Origin of the sequence: Roseobacter sp. HKCCA0434, from assembly GCF_032464675.1 — a bacterium.
Classification (GTDB): Bacteria; Pseudomonadota; Alphaproteobacteria; order Rhodobacterales; family Rhodobacteraceae; genus Pontivivens.
Genome location: NZ_JAWDKL010000010.1, coordinates 1 through 15,423, shown reverse-complemented (window position 1 = coordinate 15,423; position 15,423 = coordinate 1). Strand labels below are relative to the sequence as shown.

The following is a 15,423-nucleotide window of genomic DNA, read 5'->3' as shown; positions in this document are numbered from 1 at the left end:
GCTCAGCCTCCGATCACGCGATTCCAGGGGTGGATATCGACCGAGGCGAAGAGCCCGGCCTGCGCGTAGGGGTCGGCGACGGCCCACTGGCGCGCGGCCTCCATGTCTGCCACGTCGAGGATGACGAGCGATCCTGCCATCTCGCCCGTGTCGCCCAGCAGCGGTCCGGCCTGCGCGACGACGCCTGTCTCGGCGATATAGGCGAGGTGGGCGTCGCGGTTGGCCTTGCGGGTCTCGATCTCGCCCGGTTTGTCATGGGCGATCAGGGCATAGAACATGGCGGGTCTCCTGTTGAGGGCTGCGTATTTGCGAGGAAGATGAAGGGTCAGGCCTTCGCCCCCTTGCGGCCCGATCCCAGCATGGGCGCGGCCGCGCTGTCGAGCGGCCAGCGCGGGCGGGCGGCGAGGGTCAGGTCGTCGGACTGGCCGAGGCGGTGCCGCTCGTACCCCGCCCAGGCGATCATGGCGCCGTTGTCGGTGCAGAGCTTCAGTGGTGGGGCGGTGAAGGCGAAGCCGGCGGCGGCAGCGGCGCGGGCGAGGCCATCGCGGATGGCCGCGTTTGCGGCGACGCCGCCCGCGACGGCGATGGTGGTGGCGCCGTGCTCGGCGGCGAAGGTGGTCAGCGCGCGGGCGGTCTTTTGCGCCAGGACGTCCGCCACCGCAGCCTGGAACCCGGCGCAGAGGTCGGCGCGGTCCTGCACGGTGAGCCCGCCCTGCGTCTCGATCAGCTGGTCGCGCGCGCGGCGCAGCGCGGTCTTGAGGCCGGAGAAACTCATGTCGCAGCCGGGGCGGTCCAGCAGCGGACGCGGGAAGGCGAAGCGGGCGGGGTCGCCCGTGGCCGCCTCCGCCTCCACCAGCGGGCCGCCGGGCTGGGGCAGGCCCAGGAGCTTCGCGGTCTTGTCGAAGGCCTCGCCCGGTGCGTCGTCGATCGTGCCGCCGAGCCGCTGGAAGCTGTCGGGGCCGGTGACGGCCAGGAACTGGCAATGCCCGCCGGAGACGAGCAGCATCAGGTAGGGAAAGGGCAGGTCGTCGGTCAGGCGGGGGGTCAGCGCGTGGCCGGCGAGGTGGTTCACGCCGATCAGCGGCAGGCCCGCGCCCGCGGCCAGGCCCTTCGCGAACATCACGCCCGAAAGCACGCCGCCGATCAGGCCTGGCCCTGCCGTGGCGGCGATCAGCGAGATGTCGGAAAGGTCCACGCCCGCCTCGCCCAGCGCGGCTTCGGCCACGAGGTCGAGCCGTTCGGCATGGGCGCGGGCCGCGATCTCCGGCACGATGCCGCCGAAATCGGCGTGCAGGTCGGATTGGGAGAACACCCGGTTCGACAGGATCGTGCGGTCCGACGCGACGACGGCAACCGCCGTGTCGTCGCAGCTCGATTCGATGCCGAGGGTGAGGGTGCGCGCGCTCATGGCCCGCCTTCTAGCGGGCGCGGACCGGGGGGTCCATCGCGCCCGCCTTCAGCTTCCTTCAAATACGCAAAACCCGTCAGATGCCACCCATGCAGAGGTATTTGATTTCGAGATACTCCTCGATCCCGTACTTGGAGCCCTCGCGGCCCAGACCCGATTGCTTGACGCCGCCGAAGGGGGCGACCTCGGTGGAGATCAGGCCGGTGTTCAGGCCGACGATGCCGTATTCCAGCCCCTCGCCCACGCGCCAGACGCGGCCGATGTCGCGGGTGTAGTAATAGGCGGCGAGGCCGAACACCGTGTCGTTGGCGAGGCGGATGCCCTCCTCCTCGGTCTCGAACTTGAAGAGCGGGGCGACGGGGCCGAAGGTTTCCTCCTGCGCGACCTGCATCTCCTGCGTCATGCCTGTGACCACGGTGGGGGTGAAGTAGAGCGCACCCGCGTCGCTGTCGCCGCCGCCCTGGATGACCTCGGCGCCTTTCGACTTCGCGTCCTCAAGGTGGTCGTGCACCTTCTTCAGCCCGGCCTCGGAGATCAGGGGGCCGATATCGGTGCCTTCCTCGAAGCCGTTGCCGACCTTCAGTTCGGCGACCGCCTTCGACAGCTTCTCGGCGAAGGCGTCGTAGACGCCCGCCTGAACGTAGATGCGGTTGGCGCAGACGCAGGTTTGCCCCGCATTGCGGAACTTGCACACGATCGCGCCCTCGACCGCCGCGTCGAGATCGGCGTCGTCGAAGACGAGAAAGGGCGCGTTGCCGCCGAGCTCCAGGCTGAGCTTCTTGATGGTGCCTGCGCACTGCTCCATCAGAATCGAACCGACGCGGGTGGAGCCGGTGAAGGTGATCTTGCGGACCTTGTCGTTCTCGCACAGCTCCTTGCCGATGGCCGAGCTGTCGGAGCCGGTGACGACGTTGAACACGCCCTTGGGGAACCCGGCTTCATGCGCGAGCTGCGCCAGCGCCAGGGCGGTGAGCGGCGTCAGCTCGGCGGGGCGGGCGACCACGGTGCAGCCCGCGGCGAGGCCCGGTGCCAGCTTGCGCGTGATCATGGCGAGCGGGAAGTTCCACGGCGTGATCGAGCCGACCACGCCCACCGGCTGCTTGACCACGACGATGCGCTTGTCGGCCTGGTGCTGGGGGATGGTGTCGCCGTAGATGCGCTTGGCCTCCTCGGCGAACCACTGGATGAAGCTGGCGCCATAGGCGACCTCGCCCCGCGATTCCTTGAGCGGCTTGCCCATCTCGCGGGTGATGATCTTCGCCAGGTCTTCCTGATTGGCCATGATGAGGTCGTACCACTTCATCAGGATGCCGTGCCGTTCGGAGGCGAGCTTTGCCGCCCACCCGGCCTGCGCCGCGTCCGCCGCGTCGATGGCGCGCGCCACTTCCGCGCGGCCCAGATCGGCCACGTCGGCCACGTGGTCGCCGGTGGCGGGGTCGATCACGTCGAAGGTTTCACCGCTGTCGCCATCGACCCACTGGCCGTCGATATAGGACTTGGTCTTCCACAGGTCGGCATTGTCGAGCTGCATGGCGTCTCTCCCCGTCAGTTTCGTATCGTTCAGAAGTCGGATGTCAGGCCCTTGCGCTCCCAATCGCCGAAGCGGATGGGCTCGGGCCCGTCGCGGCCGCCCAGCTCCTCGGGCAGGTCGAGCGGTTTGGCCTTGGCGCGGCGCTCGGCGGCCTCGGCCAGTGCGCGGGCCGCGGCCTCGGCCAGGCGGGCGGACTTTTCGCGATCGTCGGGCATCATATATCTCCCATCAACGGATGCGGGACCTGCCCTTGGGATATGTCCCGCCGGATGCGGCGCGCAAGGGGTCGGAGCATGAACACGGTCAAGACGGGAATGCTGCTGGCGGCGATGACGGCGCTGTTCATGGGCGTCGGATACCTGCTGGGCGGGCAGACGGGGATGCTGATCGCGCTGGGCTTCGCGGTGGTCACGAACGCCACGGCCTACTGGAATTCCGACAAACTGATGCTGAGGATGCACAATGCCCAGCCCGTGACGCGCGAGAGCGTGCCGGAGCTTTACGGCATAGTGCAGGAGCTGGCGCGTAATGCCGACCTGCCGATGCCGAAGATCTACCTGATCGAGGAGGATCAGCCCAACGCCTTCGCCACCGGCCGGAACCCCGAGAACGCGGCGGTGGCGGCGACGACGGGGATCCTGCGGCTCTTGAGCTACGAGGAGTTGCGCGGCGTGATGGCGCACGAGCTGGCGCATGTGAAGAACCGCGACACGCTGACCATGACGGTGGCGGCGACCGTGGGCGGCGCGATCTCGATGCTGGCGCAGTTCGGGCTGTTCTTCGGTCACGGGCGCGACCGGGGGCCGTTCGGGGCGATCGGGATGCTGCTCGCCGTGTTCCTCGCGCCCATCGCGGCGGTGATGATCCAGGCGCTGATCAGCCGGACGCGGGAATATTCCGCCGACCGCATGGGGGCGGAGATCGCGCGCGACCCGGTGGGGCTGGCCAGCGCGCTGCGAAAGATCTCGGGCATGGCCGCATCGCGCGAGATGGAGACGGCGGAGCGCAATCCGGCGACCGCGCACATGTTCATCGTCAATCCGCTGTCTGGACGCGGGGTGGACAATCTGTTTTCCACCCATCCGAACCCCGCATCCCGGATCGAGGAACTGATGAAGCTCGCCAACGACCCCACCTTCCCCCGCGGCGGTGGTGCCCGCCCCGCCGGCACCGCGGCCCCCGTGCAGCAGCGCCGCAGCTCGATCCCCACGATCCGGCGGCGGCGGTGAGCGCGCCGGGATTGCCCGCGCGCCTCGCGGCGGCGGAGCTGCTGATCGGCGTGCTGAGCGACGGGCAGATGCTGGGCGACCTGGTGGAGAAGCTGCCGCGCGACCTGCCGCCGCCCGCGCGGGCGCGGGCGCAGAGCCTCGCCGCGATGGTGCTGCGCAATCTGGAGCCGATCGACACGGTGCTGGAGCAGTTCCTGCGCAAGAAGCCGCCGGCGCGCGCCATGCAGGCGCTGCGCATCGCCGCGGCCGAGATGCTGATCGACGACATCGCGCCCCATGCCGCGGTCGATGCCGCCGTGCGCGCGGCGCGCGAGGATCGCAAGTCGGCGCATCTGTCGGGCCTGGTCAACGCGGTGGCGCGCAATGTCAGTCGCGAGGGCTACGACATCTGGGCGGAGATGGAGCCGCAGCGGATGCCGCACTGGCTGCGCGTGCCGCTGGTGCGCGCCTATGGCGAGGAGGCGGTGGACGCGATGGAGCGGGTGCATGCGGGGGGCGCGCCGCTCGACCTGACCCTGCGCGGCGACCGGCCCGAGGCGCTGGAGGGGGAGGAGGCGCCGACCGGCTCCATCCGCCGGTTCGAGGCGGGACAGGTCAGCGCGTTGCCGGGTTACGCCGAAGGGGCGTTCTGGGTGCAGGACGCCGCCGCCGCCCTGCCCGCGCGCGTGCTGGGGGCGCGAGACGGGGAGCGGGTGCTCGACCTGTGTGCCGCGCCGGGCGGCAAGACGCTGCAACTGGCGGCGGCGGGGGCGCGGGTCACGGCGCTCGACATCTCCTCCAAGCGGCTGGAGCGGGTGCGCGAGAACCTCGCCCGCACGGGGCTGGAGGCGGAGATCGTGCGCGCCGACGCGCTGCAATGGCAGCCCGACGCGCCCTTCGACGCGGTGCTGCTCGACGCACCTTGCACGGCGACGGGCACGATCCGGCGGCATCCCGACCTGCCCTTCGTCAAGACCGGGGAGGAGAACAAAGCGCTGGTCGCGCTGCAACGCGATCTGCTGGCCCGCGCGGCGGAGTGGGTGCGCCCCGGCGGGCGGCTGGTGTTCTGCACCTGCTCGCTGCTGCCCTCGGAGGGCGAGGTGCCGGTGGCGAAGTTCCTGGACGCGCATGACGACTGGACGCTCGACCCGATCGACGCGGAAGCTCTGGGCGGCGAGTCGCACTGGGCCGTGGACGGCGCGCTGCGGCTGCGGCCCGATTACTGGGCCCCGCAGGGCGGGATGGACGGGTTCTACATCGCGCGATTGCAGCGGAAGGCGTGACGGGACCGCGCGCGCGCGGTAGGGAAGCATCATGGCACGGTCCACCCTCTCCACCCGCGCGCGCAGCGCCGACAACAGGCTTCAGGCCTGGCGTTCCGCCTTCGGGGGGAAGGTCACGGGCATCGCCGCCCAGCCGCAGCCGTGGAGCCTCGGCACGGTCGCGGGCGCACGGGCGCTGCAGTCGGGCGAGTTCCGCTTCGCGGGCGAGCTGGTCGAGGCGCCCGCCACCGGCATTTGGGACGTCCCCTCCCCGCATGAGGCGTTCACCTGCGCGGTGCAGGGCTTCGGCTGGCTGGACGACCTGGCGGCGGCGGGCGATGCCACCGCGCGGATGCTGGCGCAGGACTGGCTGTGGCAGTGGATCGAGCGGTTCGGCGCCGCGCGTGGGCCGGGCTGGTATCCCGACCTGACCGGGCGGCGGCTGATGCGCTGGATCGTGCATGCGCCCTTCGTGCTGAAGGGGCAGGACGCCGCGGCGCGGCATGCCTTCTTCAAGAGCCTCGGCCGGCAGGTCAGCTATCTCGCCCATGCCTGGCCGGACGCGGCCCCCGGCCTGCCCCGCTTCGAGGCGCTGATCGGCCTGATCCATGCCGCCGTCGCATTGGAGGGGGCGGAGGGTCTGCTGAAGCCCGCGCGGCGAGGGCTCGCGAAGCTGTGCGAGGGGATCGGCCCCGATGGCGGTCTGCGCAGCCGCAATCCCGAGGAATTGCTGGAGGTCTTCGCCCTGCTGATCCAGGCGGACCGCGCCCAGCGCGCGGCGGGTCATCCCGGCGACGCGGCGGTCGAGGAGGCGATCGCCCGGATCGCGCCGACCTTGCGCGCGCTGCGGCTGGGCGACGGCGCGCTGGGGCGGTTCAACGGCGGCGCGCGCGGGGCCGAGGGGCTGATCGACCGCAGCCTTGCCGAAAGCGGCGTGCGCACCCCGCCGCAGGGCGAGGCGGCGATGGGCTATGCAAGGATGCGGGCCGGGCGGACGGTGCTGCTGATGGATGCGGGCGCGACCCCGGCGGGGATCGGTGGGCTGCGCGCGCATGCGGGCGCGCTCTCCTTCGAAATGTCGGCGGGGCGGCGGCCCCTGATCGTGAACCAGGGGCCGGGCGACGCGTTCGGCCCCGACTGGCGCCGCCACGCGCGCGAGACCGGCGCCCACTCCACAGTGCAGATCGGCGAGGCCTCGATGGCCCGCTTCGCGCCCGCCAGCGTGTTCGGCTGCCTCGATACCGAGACGCTGGAGGACGGCCCGAAGGCGGTGACGCTGGAACGCGCGGTCGACCGCTCGGGTCACTGGCTGCTGGCGAGCCATGACGGTTGGGTCGCGAGCCACGGCCTGACGCATGAGCGTCGCCTGTTCATGACCCCCGACGGGGCCGAGCTGCGCGGCGAGGACACGCTGTCGGCGCAGTCGACCCGCGAACGCGCCCGCTTTGCCCGGATGCGAGAGGGGGCGGCGATCGACTGGTGCGCCCGGTTCCACCTGCACCCGGACGTGGAGGCGGAGCTCGATCCGGGCGGCGAGGCCGTGCGCCTCTCCCTGCGGTCGGGCGAGGTCTGGATCTTCCGCCAGTCGGGCGGCGCGCTGTCGCTGGAGCCGTCGACCTATCTCGACGGGCGGCGGCTGAACCCGCGTCTGACGCAACAAATCGTGGTCAGGACCGCCGCGATGGATTATGCGAGCCGCATCAACTGGGTGGTGGGCCGCGCGGGTGCGCAGGCGCGCGCCATCCGCGACCTCGAAGACGCATCCTGAAGGGACTTGCCTGACATGACCTCCGATCTCGCGCCGGTGCGGCGCGCGCTGCTCTCCGTTTCCGACAAGACCGGCCTTCTGGAACTGGGTCAGGCGCTGGCCGCGATGGAGGTCGAGCTGGTCTCGACCGGCGGCACGGCGAAGGCGCTGCGCGAGGCGGGGCTGGAGGTGCGCGACGTAAGCGAGCTGACCGGCTTCCCCGAGATGATGGACGGGCGAGTCAAGACGCTGCATCCCAAGGTGCATGGCGGGCTCTTGGCCCTGCGCGGCGACGACGACCACGTCGCGGCGATGGAGGAGCACGGCATCGCGCCGATCGACCTGCTGGTCGTGAACCTCTACCCTTTCGAGCAGACGGTCGCGGCGGGGGCGGACTACGACACCTGCGTCGAGAACATCGATATCGGCGGGCCGGCGATGATCCGCGCGGCGGCCAAGAACCACGGCGACGTGACGGTGATCGTCGATCCCGAGAGCTATGACGACCTCCTGGGCGAGATGCAGGCGAACGGGCGCGCGACGGGCCGCGGCTTCCGCCAGGCGATGGCGGCACGGGCCTATGCGCGCACGGCGGCCTATGATGCCGCCGTGTCGGGCTGGATGGCCGATGCAGTCGGCGACACCGCGCCGCATCGCCGCAGCAGCGCGGGCACCCTGCGCCAGACGCTGCGCTATGGCGAGAACCCGCACCAGTCCGCCGCGTTCTACGTGACGGGCGAGGCGCGGCCGGGGGTGGCGACGGCGACCCAGCTTCAGGGCAAGGAGCTGAGCTACAACAACATCAACGACACCGACGCGGCGGTCGAGCTGGTCGCCGAGTTCGACCGCGATCGCCCGGCGGTGGCGATCATCAAGCATGCCAATCCCTGCGGCGTGGCGACCGGCGACAGCATGGAGACCGCCTATCGCAGGGCCTTCGACTGCGACCGGACTTCGGCCTTCGGCGGGATCGTGGCGCTGAACCAGCCGCTCGACGCCGCGACGGCGCGGGCGATCGCCGAGATCTTCACCGAGGTGGTGATCGCGCCGGGCGCGGATGCCGAGGCGCAGGACATCTTCGCCGCGAAGAAGAACCTTCGCCTCCTGCTGACCGACGGCCTGCCCGATCCGGCGGCGGCGGGGCGGATGTGGAAGCAGGTCGCGGGCGGCTGGCTGGTGCAGGACCGCGACGCGGGCCGCATCGGCATGGACGACCTGAAGGTGGTGACGAAGCGCGCGCCCACGGATGCGGAGCTGGCGGATGCGCTCTTTGCCTGGCGGGTGGCCAAGCACGTGAAGTCCAACGCCATCGTCTATGCCAAGGACGGTGCCACGGTCGGCGTCGGCGCGGGCCAGATGAGCCGCGTGGACAGCGCCCGCATCGCCGCGCGCAAGAGCATCGACATGGCCGAGGCGATGGGCCTGAGCGTGCCCCCGACGCAAGGCTCGGTCGTCGCCTCGGACGCGTTCTTCCCCTTCGCGGACGGGCTGCTGACCGCGGCGGAGGCAGGGGCGACCTGCGTGATCCAGCCCGGCGGCTCGATGCGCGACGACGAGGTGATCGCCGCGGCGGACGAGGCGGGGCTGGCGATGGTCCTGACCGGCATGCGCCATTTCCGGCACTGAGGCCGATACCGAGGGAGATGACATGCCCCTGACCCGTATCCTGATCTGGGCGCTCGCCGCCTTCGGGCTCGACCGGCTGTCGAAGCTGTGGATCGTCGAGTGGCTGAATCTCAAGGAGATCGGCTATATCGAGGTGCTGCCGCCCTATCTCAACTTCGCGATGGGCTGGAACCGGGGCGTGAATTTCGGTCTGCTGGCCGGGCACGAAGAATGGACCCGTTGGGGCCTGATCGTGCTGGCGGTGGTCATCAGCATCTGGGTGGTGTGGTGGGGGCGCAGGCAGGTGAGCAGCTGGATGCATGTCGCCGCGGGCCTCGTCGTGGGCGGGGCCATCGGCAACGTGTGGGACCGCGTGCAGTACGGCGCGGTCGCCGATTACCTGAACATGAGTTGTTGCGGCATCCGCAATCCGTATACATTCAACGTCGCGGACATCTTCATCTTCGCCGGCGCCGGTCTGCTGATCGTGCTGTCGGGGCGGGAAGAGAAGGCCCGCAAGGCACGGGGCGAGGGGGAGTGAGCGCCATGAGCAAGCAGACGGCACGGTGGGTCGGGCTCGGCCTGATCGCGATGCTCGGCCTTTCGGGATGCGGGGACGACCTCGACGAGCAGCGCAGCCTGCTGGAGCGGGCGCAGGTGCGCCAGGGCGGGCCGGATCCGTTCTTGGTAGTCGAACGCCGCCCGCTGGAGATTCCTCCCGATCTGGGCGCGCTGCCGCCGCCGCGTCCGGGCGAGATCAGCCGCACCGAGATCCAGCCCGACCTTCTGGTGGCGAGCGCGCTGGGCAGCGCGCCCGCGACGAGCGCCGCCGCGCCCGCGGCCGGAGAGCAGCAGCTGCTCGCCGCGCTGGGAGCCGGGTCCGTCCCCGGCGACATCCGCGCGCAGATCGCGGCGGATCACCGAGCCACGCTGAACGGGGCCGATACCGGCCCGCTGACGCGCCTGATGCCGGGGCAGTTCAACCCCTACCGCGCGCAGCAGCTCGACCCGGTGGAGGAGGTCGTGCGGCTGCGCGCCCGCTACCCGGACGCGGTCACGCCGAACGCACCGCTCACGGACGAGTAACGCATATGTCGCCTTGCCCTCATGGGCGGGGCGACTAGGCTCTGACCGGAATGTATCCTGTCGGAGTAGTCGATTGCCCAAGCTTGCCCGCCGCGCCGCAGCCGCGCTGATCGCGCTCGCCTCGCCCCTTGCCGCCGAGGTGCAGGTGGAGACACACACCCTCGACAACGGAATGGAGATCGTGGTGATCCCCGATCACCGCGCGCCCGTCGTCACGCATATGGTTTGGTACAGGGTGGGCGCTGCGGACGAGCCTGCGGGCAAGTCGGGCATCGCCCACTACCTTGAACACCTGATGTTCAAGGGCACGGACGACATCCCCGTCGGGCAGTTCAGCCAGATCGTCGCGGCCAATGGCGGACAGGACAACGCTTTCACCTCCTGGGATTACACGGGCTATTTCCAGCGCATCGCCGCCGACCGGTTGGACCTGGTGATGGAGATGGAGGCCGATAGGATGACCGACCTCGTCATCTCGGAGGAGGTCTGGCAGCCCGAGCGCGCGGTGATCCTGGAGGAACGGCGCAGCCGGATCGACGCCAACCCGTCGGCCATCCTCAGCGAGCAGCGGGACGCGGCGCTCTACCTCAACCACCCCTACGGCACACCGATCATCGGGTGGGAGCATGAGATGCAGGCGCTGACGCGGCAGGACGCGCTCGATTTCTATGCACAGTACTATGCCCCCAATAACGCCATCCTCATCGTGGCGGGCGACGTGACGCTGGACGAGGTGGTGACGCTGGCCGAGGAGCATTACGGCCCGAAGGCGCCGTCCGACACCCTGCCCGAGCGGGTGCGCCCGCAGGAGCCCGTCGCGCTGGCCCCGCGCCGCCTGTCCTACGAGGATCCGCGCGTGCAGCAGCCCTTCACCATCCGCAGCTATCTCGCCGAGGAACGCGACGCGGGCGCGCAGGAGGAGGCGGCGGCGCTGACCATCCTGGCGGAGATCCTGGGCGGCGGGCCGACCTCGGTGCTCTACCGCGCGCTGGTGGTGGAGCAGGGCCTCGCCGTGTCGGCGGGAGCGTTCTATGGCGCGACACGGCTCGACGACACCAGCTTCGGCGTGTTCGTGGTGCCCGGCGCGGACGTGTCGCTGGAGGAAGCCGAGGCGGCGATGGACGCGGCGCTTGCGCAGTTCATGGAGGAGGGGCCGGAGCCCGAGCATCTTGAGCGGATCCTGACGCAGGTGCGCGCCTCGGAAATCTTCTCGCGCGACAGTCAGGAAGGGCTGGCGCGGGCCTATGGCGCGGCGCTGACCTCCGGTCTGACGGTGGAGGACGTGGCGGCGTGGCCGGACGTGCTGGCCGCCGTGACGGAAGAGGACGTCATGGCGGCGGCGGAGCGGGTGTTCGACCTGCGCCGCTCGGTCACGGCTCAGCTGCGGCGCGAGACGGCGCCCCCTGCCCCGGTGGCCGCGGAAATTCCCCCCGCCGTGGCGGAAGAGGCGATCGAGACCGACGAGGTGATCCAATGATCCGCACCCTGATCTGCGCCGCGACGCTGACGCTCGCCGCGCCCGCCCTCGCCCAGACCGAGATCGAGGAGGTCGTAACGCCCGGCGGCGTCACCTTCTGGCTGTCGAGCGAGCCGAGCATCCCGATCGTCAGCATGGAGTTCGTGTTCCGCGGCGGCGCGCGGCTGGACCCGGACGGGCTGCCGGGCACCGTCACGATGATGTCGGGCCTGCTGAACGAGGGCGCGGGCGAGCTCGACGCGCTCGAATACGCGCAGGAGGTCGAGAGCCTCGCCGCGCGCTTCGGCTTCGACGCGAGCCGGGACCTGTTCACGGTCAGCGCCTCGATGCTGCGCGAGAACCGGGTCGAGGCGGTGGAGCTGCTGCGCCTCGCGCTTCAGGAGCCGCGCTTCGACGAGGATGCGGTGGCGCGGGTGCGCGCGCAGATGGCGAGCGTCGTACGCTCCAACCAGACGGATGCGGGCACGCTCGCCTCGCAGACGCTGTTCAAGATCGCCTATCCCGACCATCCCTATGCCACCCCCGTGGACGGCACGCCCGAAAGCGTCGCGGCGATCACTGTGGGAGATTTGCGCGCCGCGCGCGAGGACGTGCTGGTGCGCGACCGGGCCTTCGTGTCGGTGGTCGGCGACGTGAGCGCCGAGGAGGCGTCGGAACTGGTCGATATCGTGATGGAGGGCCTGCCGCAGAGCGGCCCGGACCTGCCCGGCGATGTCGATGTGGCCTTGAGCGGAGGCGTGGCGGTCGTGCCCCTGCCCGGCGGGCAGAGCCAGGCGCTGTTCGGGCATGCGGGGATCGCGCGCGACGATCCCGACTTCATGGCGGCCTTCGTGCTGAACCACATCCTCGGCGGCGGCGGTTTCACCTCGCGCCTGACCGAGGAGGTGCGGGTGAAGCGCGGGCTGACCTACGGGATCGGCAGCTTCCTCTCCACCCCCGATCACGGGCCGCTGATGCTCGGCTCGGTCGCGTCGGCCAACGGCACCGTGGCCGAGGCGCTCGACGTCGTGCGCGCGGAGTGGGCGCGGATGCTGGAGGACGGCGTAACGCAGGAGGAGCTGGACGATGCCAAGCGCTTCCTGACCGGGGCGTATCCGCTGCGCTTCGACACCAATGCGAAGATCGCGAACATCCTCGTCGGCGTGCAGGAGGCGGAGCTGGGCATCGACTACACCCAGCGGCGCAACGCGCTGATCGAGGCGGTGACGGTCGAGGACGTGAACCGCATGGCCGAGCGGCTGTTGCAGCCCGAGGCCCTGACCGTGGTGGTGGTGGGCGAGCCCGAGGGGTTGGAGCCGACGCTCAGCGTGCCGGAATAGGGCGCGCCGGATTGCCCGCGACGGTGGCCCCCGCGGCCACGTCGCGGGTGACGACGCTGCCCGCGCCGATATTGGCCCCGTCGCCGATGGTCACACCGGGCAGGATGATTGCGTGCCCGCCGATCCAGACGTCGCGGCCGATGCGCACGGGCTTGCCGTTCTCCAGCCCTCGCGCGCGGATCGCCGCGTCGCGCGGGTGGTCGGCGGCATAGATCTGCGTGCCCGGCCCGATCTGGGTCCCGTCGCCGATCTCGATCCGGCAGATGTCGAGCAGGACGCAGCCATAGTTGAGGAAGACGCCCTCGCCGACATGGATGTTGTAGCCGTAATCCACGAAGAACGGCGTGCGGATCGCGCCGCGCGGGCCGAGGGAGCCGAGCAGCTCGTTCAGGATCGCGCGCCGCTCGGCCGCGTCGTCGAGCGTGGTGACGTTGTAGCGGGCCATCAGACGCTGTGCCCGCGCGCGGTCGGCGGCGAGGTCCGGGTCACCGGGGTCGTAGAGCGCGCCGGAGGTCATCTTCTCGCGTTCGGTCATCGGGTCCTCCTTCGGGGTCGGACCAAGGATAACGCGCGCCGGGGTGGCCGCGATAGGTCAGCGATGCTGAACATTTCCCCGCGGGGAAACGAGGCACGCAGGCGCAGCATCGTGCATCGCGCGGGTTTGCGCCGGGCGATGCCTTCCCCGCAGGGAAAGGTTAACGGGCGTTAACCTTTTTCGGAGGGCGGGGGGAGACGCGGCCCCGGCTCGGGGGCCGGGGCGTTGCAGTGGTCGGGACCGGATTGGGGTGGACGATGAGGGCCGGCTCAAGGGGTATTCACCATCGTTAAGAGGCGTCGCGGCGTTCTTTTTCGAGGGCGCATCCGATCGGTGCCGGGGTTCAGACCTTGAACTCTCGTTGGCGACCCGAGTCGAAAGCCGTGACCTTGCTCGTGTATGACGGGCAGTTCGGTGGATCGTGTCCGGGATCTGGACCTGATCGAGCGACATCCGTTCCGGCATGGCCATCCGTCGTTCCGACCGCAGCGACGGTGATCGTCCCGCGGGCAGGTCCGGGCATCTGGAACACCGTGTGTGAGCCTGACGGCAGGCGGACAGCGGCAAGGTCGAGAGCTGCCGACCTCTCGGTCGGATGATCAAGCAGCCCCCTGCCGTGCCCGTCGTCAGGCCTTGGTCTCGCCCAGGTGATCGGCCTTCTGCGCGCCGCGCTCGCCCATCGGGGCATCCGGGCCGACCGTGGTGTCGTGGCGGGTCTGAGCCTCCATCTCGGCGTTCAGTTCGGCCCCGGCCAAAACGATATAGGCCGAGAGCCACAGCCAGGTCAGCAGGACGATCACGCCGCCGAGCGAGCCGAAGCTTTCGTTGTAGCTGCCGAAATTCGCGGCGTAGAAGGCGAAGCCGATCGAGGCCACGACCCACAGGCCCGTCGCCACCAGCGCGCCGGGGGTCAGCCAGCGCCATTCGGCCCGGTCGCGCGACGGGCCGACGCCGTATATCAGGGCGAGGCCGAAGATCATCAGAGCGATCATCACCAGCCAGCCCAGCCCGATGGCGAGCCATTCGGTCACGGCGCCGAGATTGACCACGGCCATGACGGCGGGGATGCCCATCACGACGACGAGGGCCACGATGACCCCGAGGATCAGGCCGACGGTCAGCATCAGCGTGACGGCCTTGAGCCAGAAGAAGCCGCGCTTCTCCTCCTCGTCATAAGCGACGTTCAGCCCTTCCATCAGGCTGCCCATCCCCTTCGACGCGGAATAGAGCGCGAGCAGGATGCCGAACACCGCGGCGAGGCCGAGGCCCCCCTCGCGCGAGCCCGCGACCTCCTGCGCCTGGCCCAGGATGATCTCCGCCGCTTCGCGCGGCATGATCGCAGCGAGGCGTTCGAGCTGTCCGACGAGGTCGCTGGGCTCGATCAGCAGGCCGGATATGGCCAGCAGGGCGGTGACGGCGGGGAAGAGCGCCAGCAGCGCGTAGAACGCGACCCCGGCAGCGATCAGGCCGACATGGTCGGTGGTGATCTCGTCCTTCACGCGCAGGGCGATGTCCTTCCAGCCCTTGGCGGGAATGGCAGTCGGGGTTTCGGCCCTGCGGCCGCGGGCGTCGCCGCTCATCTGACTCTCCGAAATCTCGATAGAAAAGGGGCGGCACCGATGTGGCGCCGCCCCGATCTGCAGGGGATCAGTCCTTCTTGAGACTGTCGCCGAGGTTCTGGCGGTCCGCCTCGTCCTTGGCTGCGGTCTTGACGCGGTCGGCGGCTTCCTTGGCGGCATCGGCGGTGCTTTGCGCCGCGCTCTTGTCGCCGGGGGTCCGGGCGTCGGCCTCGGCCTTGGCCTCGCCGACCATGTCGCTCGCCTCCTTCAGCGCGGCGTTGGCCACGCTTTCGGCGCGCGCGCGCTCGGTCTCGAAGATCCGCTCGGCCTCGTCGTAGAGGTCGTCGGAATACTGGCCGAGATACTCGTCCTCGATCCGCGTGCGCGGCAGGGCGCCGCCCAGGGCCGCACCGGCAGCGAAGGCGACGGCCCCTGCGACGAGCGGATGCTCCTCGTAGAAATCCGCGGCCTTGTCGCCCCCGCGGCGCAGGCGGCGGGCCGCCTCGTCACGGGCCACGACGGCGCGTTCGCGCGCGGCGACGACGCGGGCGCGGGCTTCTTCCGAGAGGTTCTCGGTGCCCTGGGACAGACGCTCGCGCATCAGGCGGGCGCGGGCGGAGGCGTCGTGATAGGCCCCGCGGGCGGCGCGACCGGTGCGGCGGGCGCCCGAGGCGACACCGTCGCGG

14 protein-coding genes and 1 pseudogene are annotated in these 15,423 nt (G+C 70.5%); 8 read left to right on the top strand and 7 right to left on the bottom strand.

The features are described from left to right. Window positions 1–2: 2 nt before the first annotated feature. From RX333_RS07905 to RX333_RS07890, 4 genes are all read right to left on the bottom strand, one after another. Entirely contained in the window at window positions 3–278 is a 276-nt protein-coding gene (locus tag RX333_RS07905; RefSeq protein ID WP_316014386.1) for a YciI family protein, read from the bottom strand. A 47-nt stretch (window positions 279–325) separates the two neighbouring features. Beyond that, a complete protein-coding gene (gene tsaD, locus RX333_RS07900) occupies window positions 326–1,408 on the bottom strand; it encodes a tRNA (adenosine(37)-N6)-threonylcarbamoyltransferase complex transferase subunit TsaD (RefSeq protein ID WP_316014385.1) in 1,083 nt (360 codons plus the stop codon). Between the two features lie 76 nt (window positions 1,409–1,484). Beyond that, the gene (locus RX333_RS07895) at window positions 1,485–2,939 is read right to left on the bottom strand and encodes an NAD-dependent succinate-semialdehyde dehydrogenase (RefSeq protein ID WP_316014384.1); all 1,455 of its coding nucleotides are present in this window, start codon (window positions 2,937–2,939) and stop codon (window positions 1,485–1,487) included. 29 nt (window positions 2,940–2,968) lie between these two features. Continuing rightward, a complete protein-coding gene (locus RX333_RS07890) occupies window positions 2,969–3,154 on the bottom strand; it encodes a DUF1674 domain-containing protein (protein WP_316014383.1) in 186 nt (61 codons plus the stop codon). 78 nt (window positions 3,155–3,232) lie between these two features. Here RX333_RS07890 and htpX point away from each other — a divergent pair, with 78 nt between their 5' ends. From htpX to RX333_RS07850, 8 genes are all read left to right on the top strand, one after another. After that, on the top strand, window positions 3,233–4,168 hold the full coding sequence (gene htpX, locus RX333_RS07885) for a zinc metalloprotease HtpX (protein WP_316014382.1): 936 nt from the start codon (window positions 3,233–3,235) through the stop codon (window positions 4,166–4,168). Beyond that, window positions 4,165–5,430 carry an RsmB/NOP family class I SAM-dependent RNA methyltransferase gene (locus RX333_RS07880; protein ID WP_316014381.1) on the top strand — a complete coding sequence of 422 codons (1,266 nt, stop codon included), beginning with the start codon at window positions 4,165–4,167 and terminating at the stop codon, window positions 5,428–5,430. The genes htpX and RX333_RS07880 overlap by 4 nt, the downstream gene beginning before the upstream one ends. A gap of 31 nt (window positions 5,431–5,461) precedes the next feature. Beyond that, on the top strand, window positions 5,462–7,177 hold the full coding sequence (locus RX333_RS07875) for a heparinase II/III family protein (RefSeq protein ID WP_316014380.1): 1,716 nt from the start codon (window positions 5,462–5,464) through the stop codon (window positions 7,175–7,177). Between the two features lie 15 nt (window positions 7,178–7,192). Then, on the top strand, window positions 7,193–8,782 hold the full coding sequence (gene purH, locus RX333_RS07870; RefSeq protein WP_316014379.1) for a bifunctional phosphoribosylaminoimidazolecarboxamide formyltransferase/IMP cyclohydrolase: 1,590 nt from the start codon (window positions 7,193–7,195) through the stop codon (window positions 8,780–8,782). 22 nt (window positions 8,783–8,804) lie between these two features. Next, window positions 8,805–9,302 (top strand): signal peptidase II, encoded by a 498-nt coding sequence (lspA, locus tag RX333_RS07865; protein WP_316014378.1) that lies wholly within the window; start codon window positions 8,805–8,807, stop codon window positions 9,300–9,302. A gap of 5 nt (window positions 9,303–9,307) precedes the next feature. Beyond that, complete coding sequence (locus RX333_RS07860) at window positions 9,308–9,847, top strand: DUF3035 domain-containing protein (RefSeq protein ID WP_316014377.1); 540 nt, start codon at window positions 9,308–9,310, stop codon at window positions 9,845–9,847. Between the two features lie 73 nt (window positions 9,848–9,920). After that, entirely contained in the window at window positions 9,921–11,324 is a 1,404-nt protein-coding gene (locus tag RX333_RS07855; RefSeq protein WP_316014376.1) for a pitrilysin family protein, read from the top strand. Next, complete coding sequence (locus tag RX333_RS07850) at window positions 11,321–12,643, top strand: pitrilysin family protein (RefSeq protein ID WP_316014375.1); 1,323 nt, start codon at window positions 11,321–11,323, stop codon at window positions 12,641–12,643. The genes RX333_RS07855 and RX333_RS07850 overlap by 4 nt, the downstream gene beginning before the upstream one ends. Here RX333_RS07850 and RX333_RS07845 read toward each other — a convergent pair. The 3 genes and pseudogenes from RX333_RS07845 to RX333_RS07835 all read right to left on the bottom strand — a co-directional run. After that, a complete protein-coding gene (locus RX333_RS07845; RefSeq protein ID WP_316014374.1) occupies window positions 12,627–13,178 on the bottom strand; it encodes a sugar O-acetyltransferase in 552 nt (183 codons plus the stop codon). The two genes, RX333_RS07850 and RX333_RS07845, sit on opposite strands and share 17 nt — an antisense overlap. 626 nt (window positions 13,179–13,804) lie before the next feature. After that, window positions 13,805–14,758 carry a YihY/virulence factor BrkB family protein gene (locus tag RX333_RS07840; protein ID WP_316014373.1) on the bottom strand — a complete coding sequence of 318 codons (954 nt, stop codon included), beginning with the start codon at window positions 14,756–14,758 and terminating at the stop codon, window positions 13,805–13,807. A gap of 67 nt (window positions 14,759–14,825) precedes the next feature. Next, window positions 14,826–15,423 (bottom strand): annotated as a pseudogene (locus tag RX333_RS07835) (hypothetical protein); the annotation flags it as partial.

Excerpts from the sequence above, each read along its gene's own strand:
- RX333_RS07905 (WP_316014386.1), bottom strand. The coding sequence starts at position 278 with ATGTTCTATGCCCTGATCGCCCATGACAAACCGGGCGAGATCGAGACC.
- tsaD (WP_316014385.1), bottom strand. The coding sequence starts at position 1,408 with ATGAGCGCGCGCACCCTCACCCTCGGCATCGAATCGAGCTGCGACGAC.
- RX333_RS07895 (WP_316014384.1), bottom strand. The coding sequence starts at position 2,939 with ATGCAGCTCGACAATGCCGACCTGTGGAAGACCAAGTCCTATATCGAC.
- RX333_RS07890 (WP_316014383.1), bottom strand. The coding sequence starts at position 3,154 with ATGCCCGACGATCGCGAAAAGTCCGCCCGCCTGGCCGAGGCCGCGGCC.
- htpX (WP_316014382.1), top strand. The coding sequence starts at position 3,233 with ATGAACACGGTCAAGACGGGAATGCTGCTGGCGGCGATGACGGCGCTG.
- RX333_RS07875 (WP_316014380.1), top strand. The coding sequence starts at position 5,462 with ATGGCACGGTCCACCCTCTCCACCCGCGCGCGCAGCGCCGACAACAGG.
- purH (WP_316014379.1), top strand. The coding sequence starts at position 7,193 with ATGACCTCCGATCTCGCGCCGGTGCGGCGCGCGCTGCTCTCCGTTTCC.
- lspA (WP_316014378.1), top strand. The coding sequence starts at position 8,805 with ATGCCCCTGACCCGTATCCTGATCTGGGCGCTCGCCGCCTTCGGGCTC.
- RX333_RS07860 (WP_316014377.1), top strand. The coding sequence starts at position 9,308 with ATGAGCAAGCAGACGGCACGGTGGGTCGGGCTCGGCCTGATCGCGATG.
- RX333_RS07850 (WP_316014375.1), top strand. The coding sequence starts at position 11,321 with ATGATCCGCACCCTGATCTGCGCCGCGACGCTGACGCTCGCCGCGCCC.
- RX333_RS07845 (WP_316014374.1), bottom strand. The coding sequence starts at position 13,178 with ATGACCGAACGCGAGAAGATGACCTCCGGCGCGCTCTACGACCCCGGT.
- RX333_RS07840 (WP_316014373.1), bottom strand. The coding sequence starts at position 14,758 with ATGAGCGGCGACGCCCGCGGCCGCAGGGCCGAAACCCCGACTGCCATT.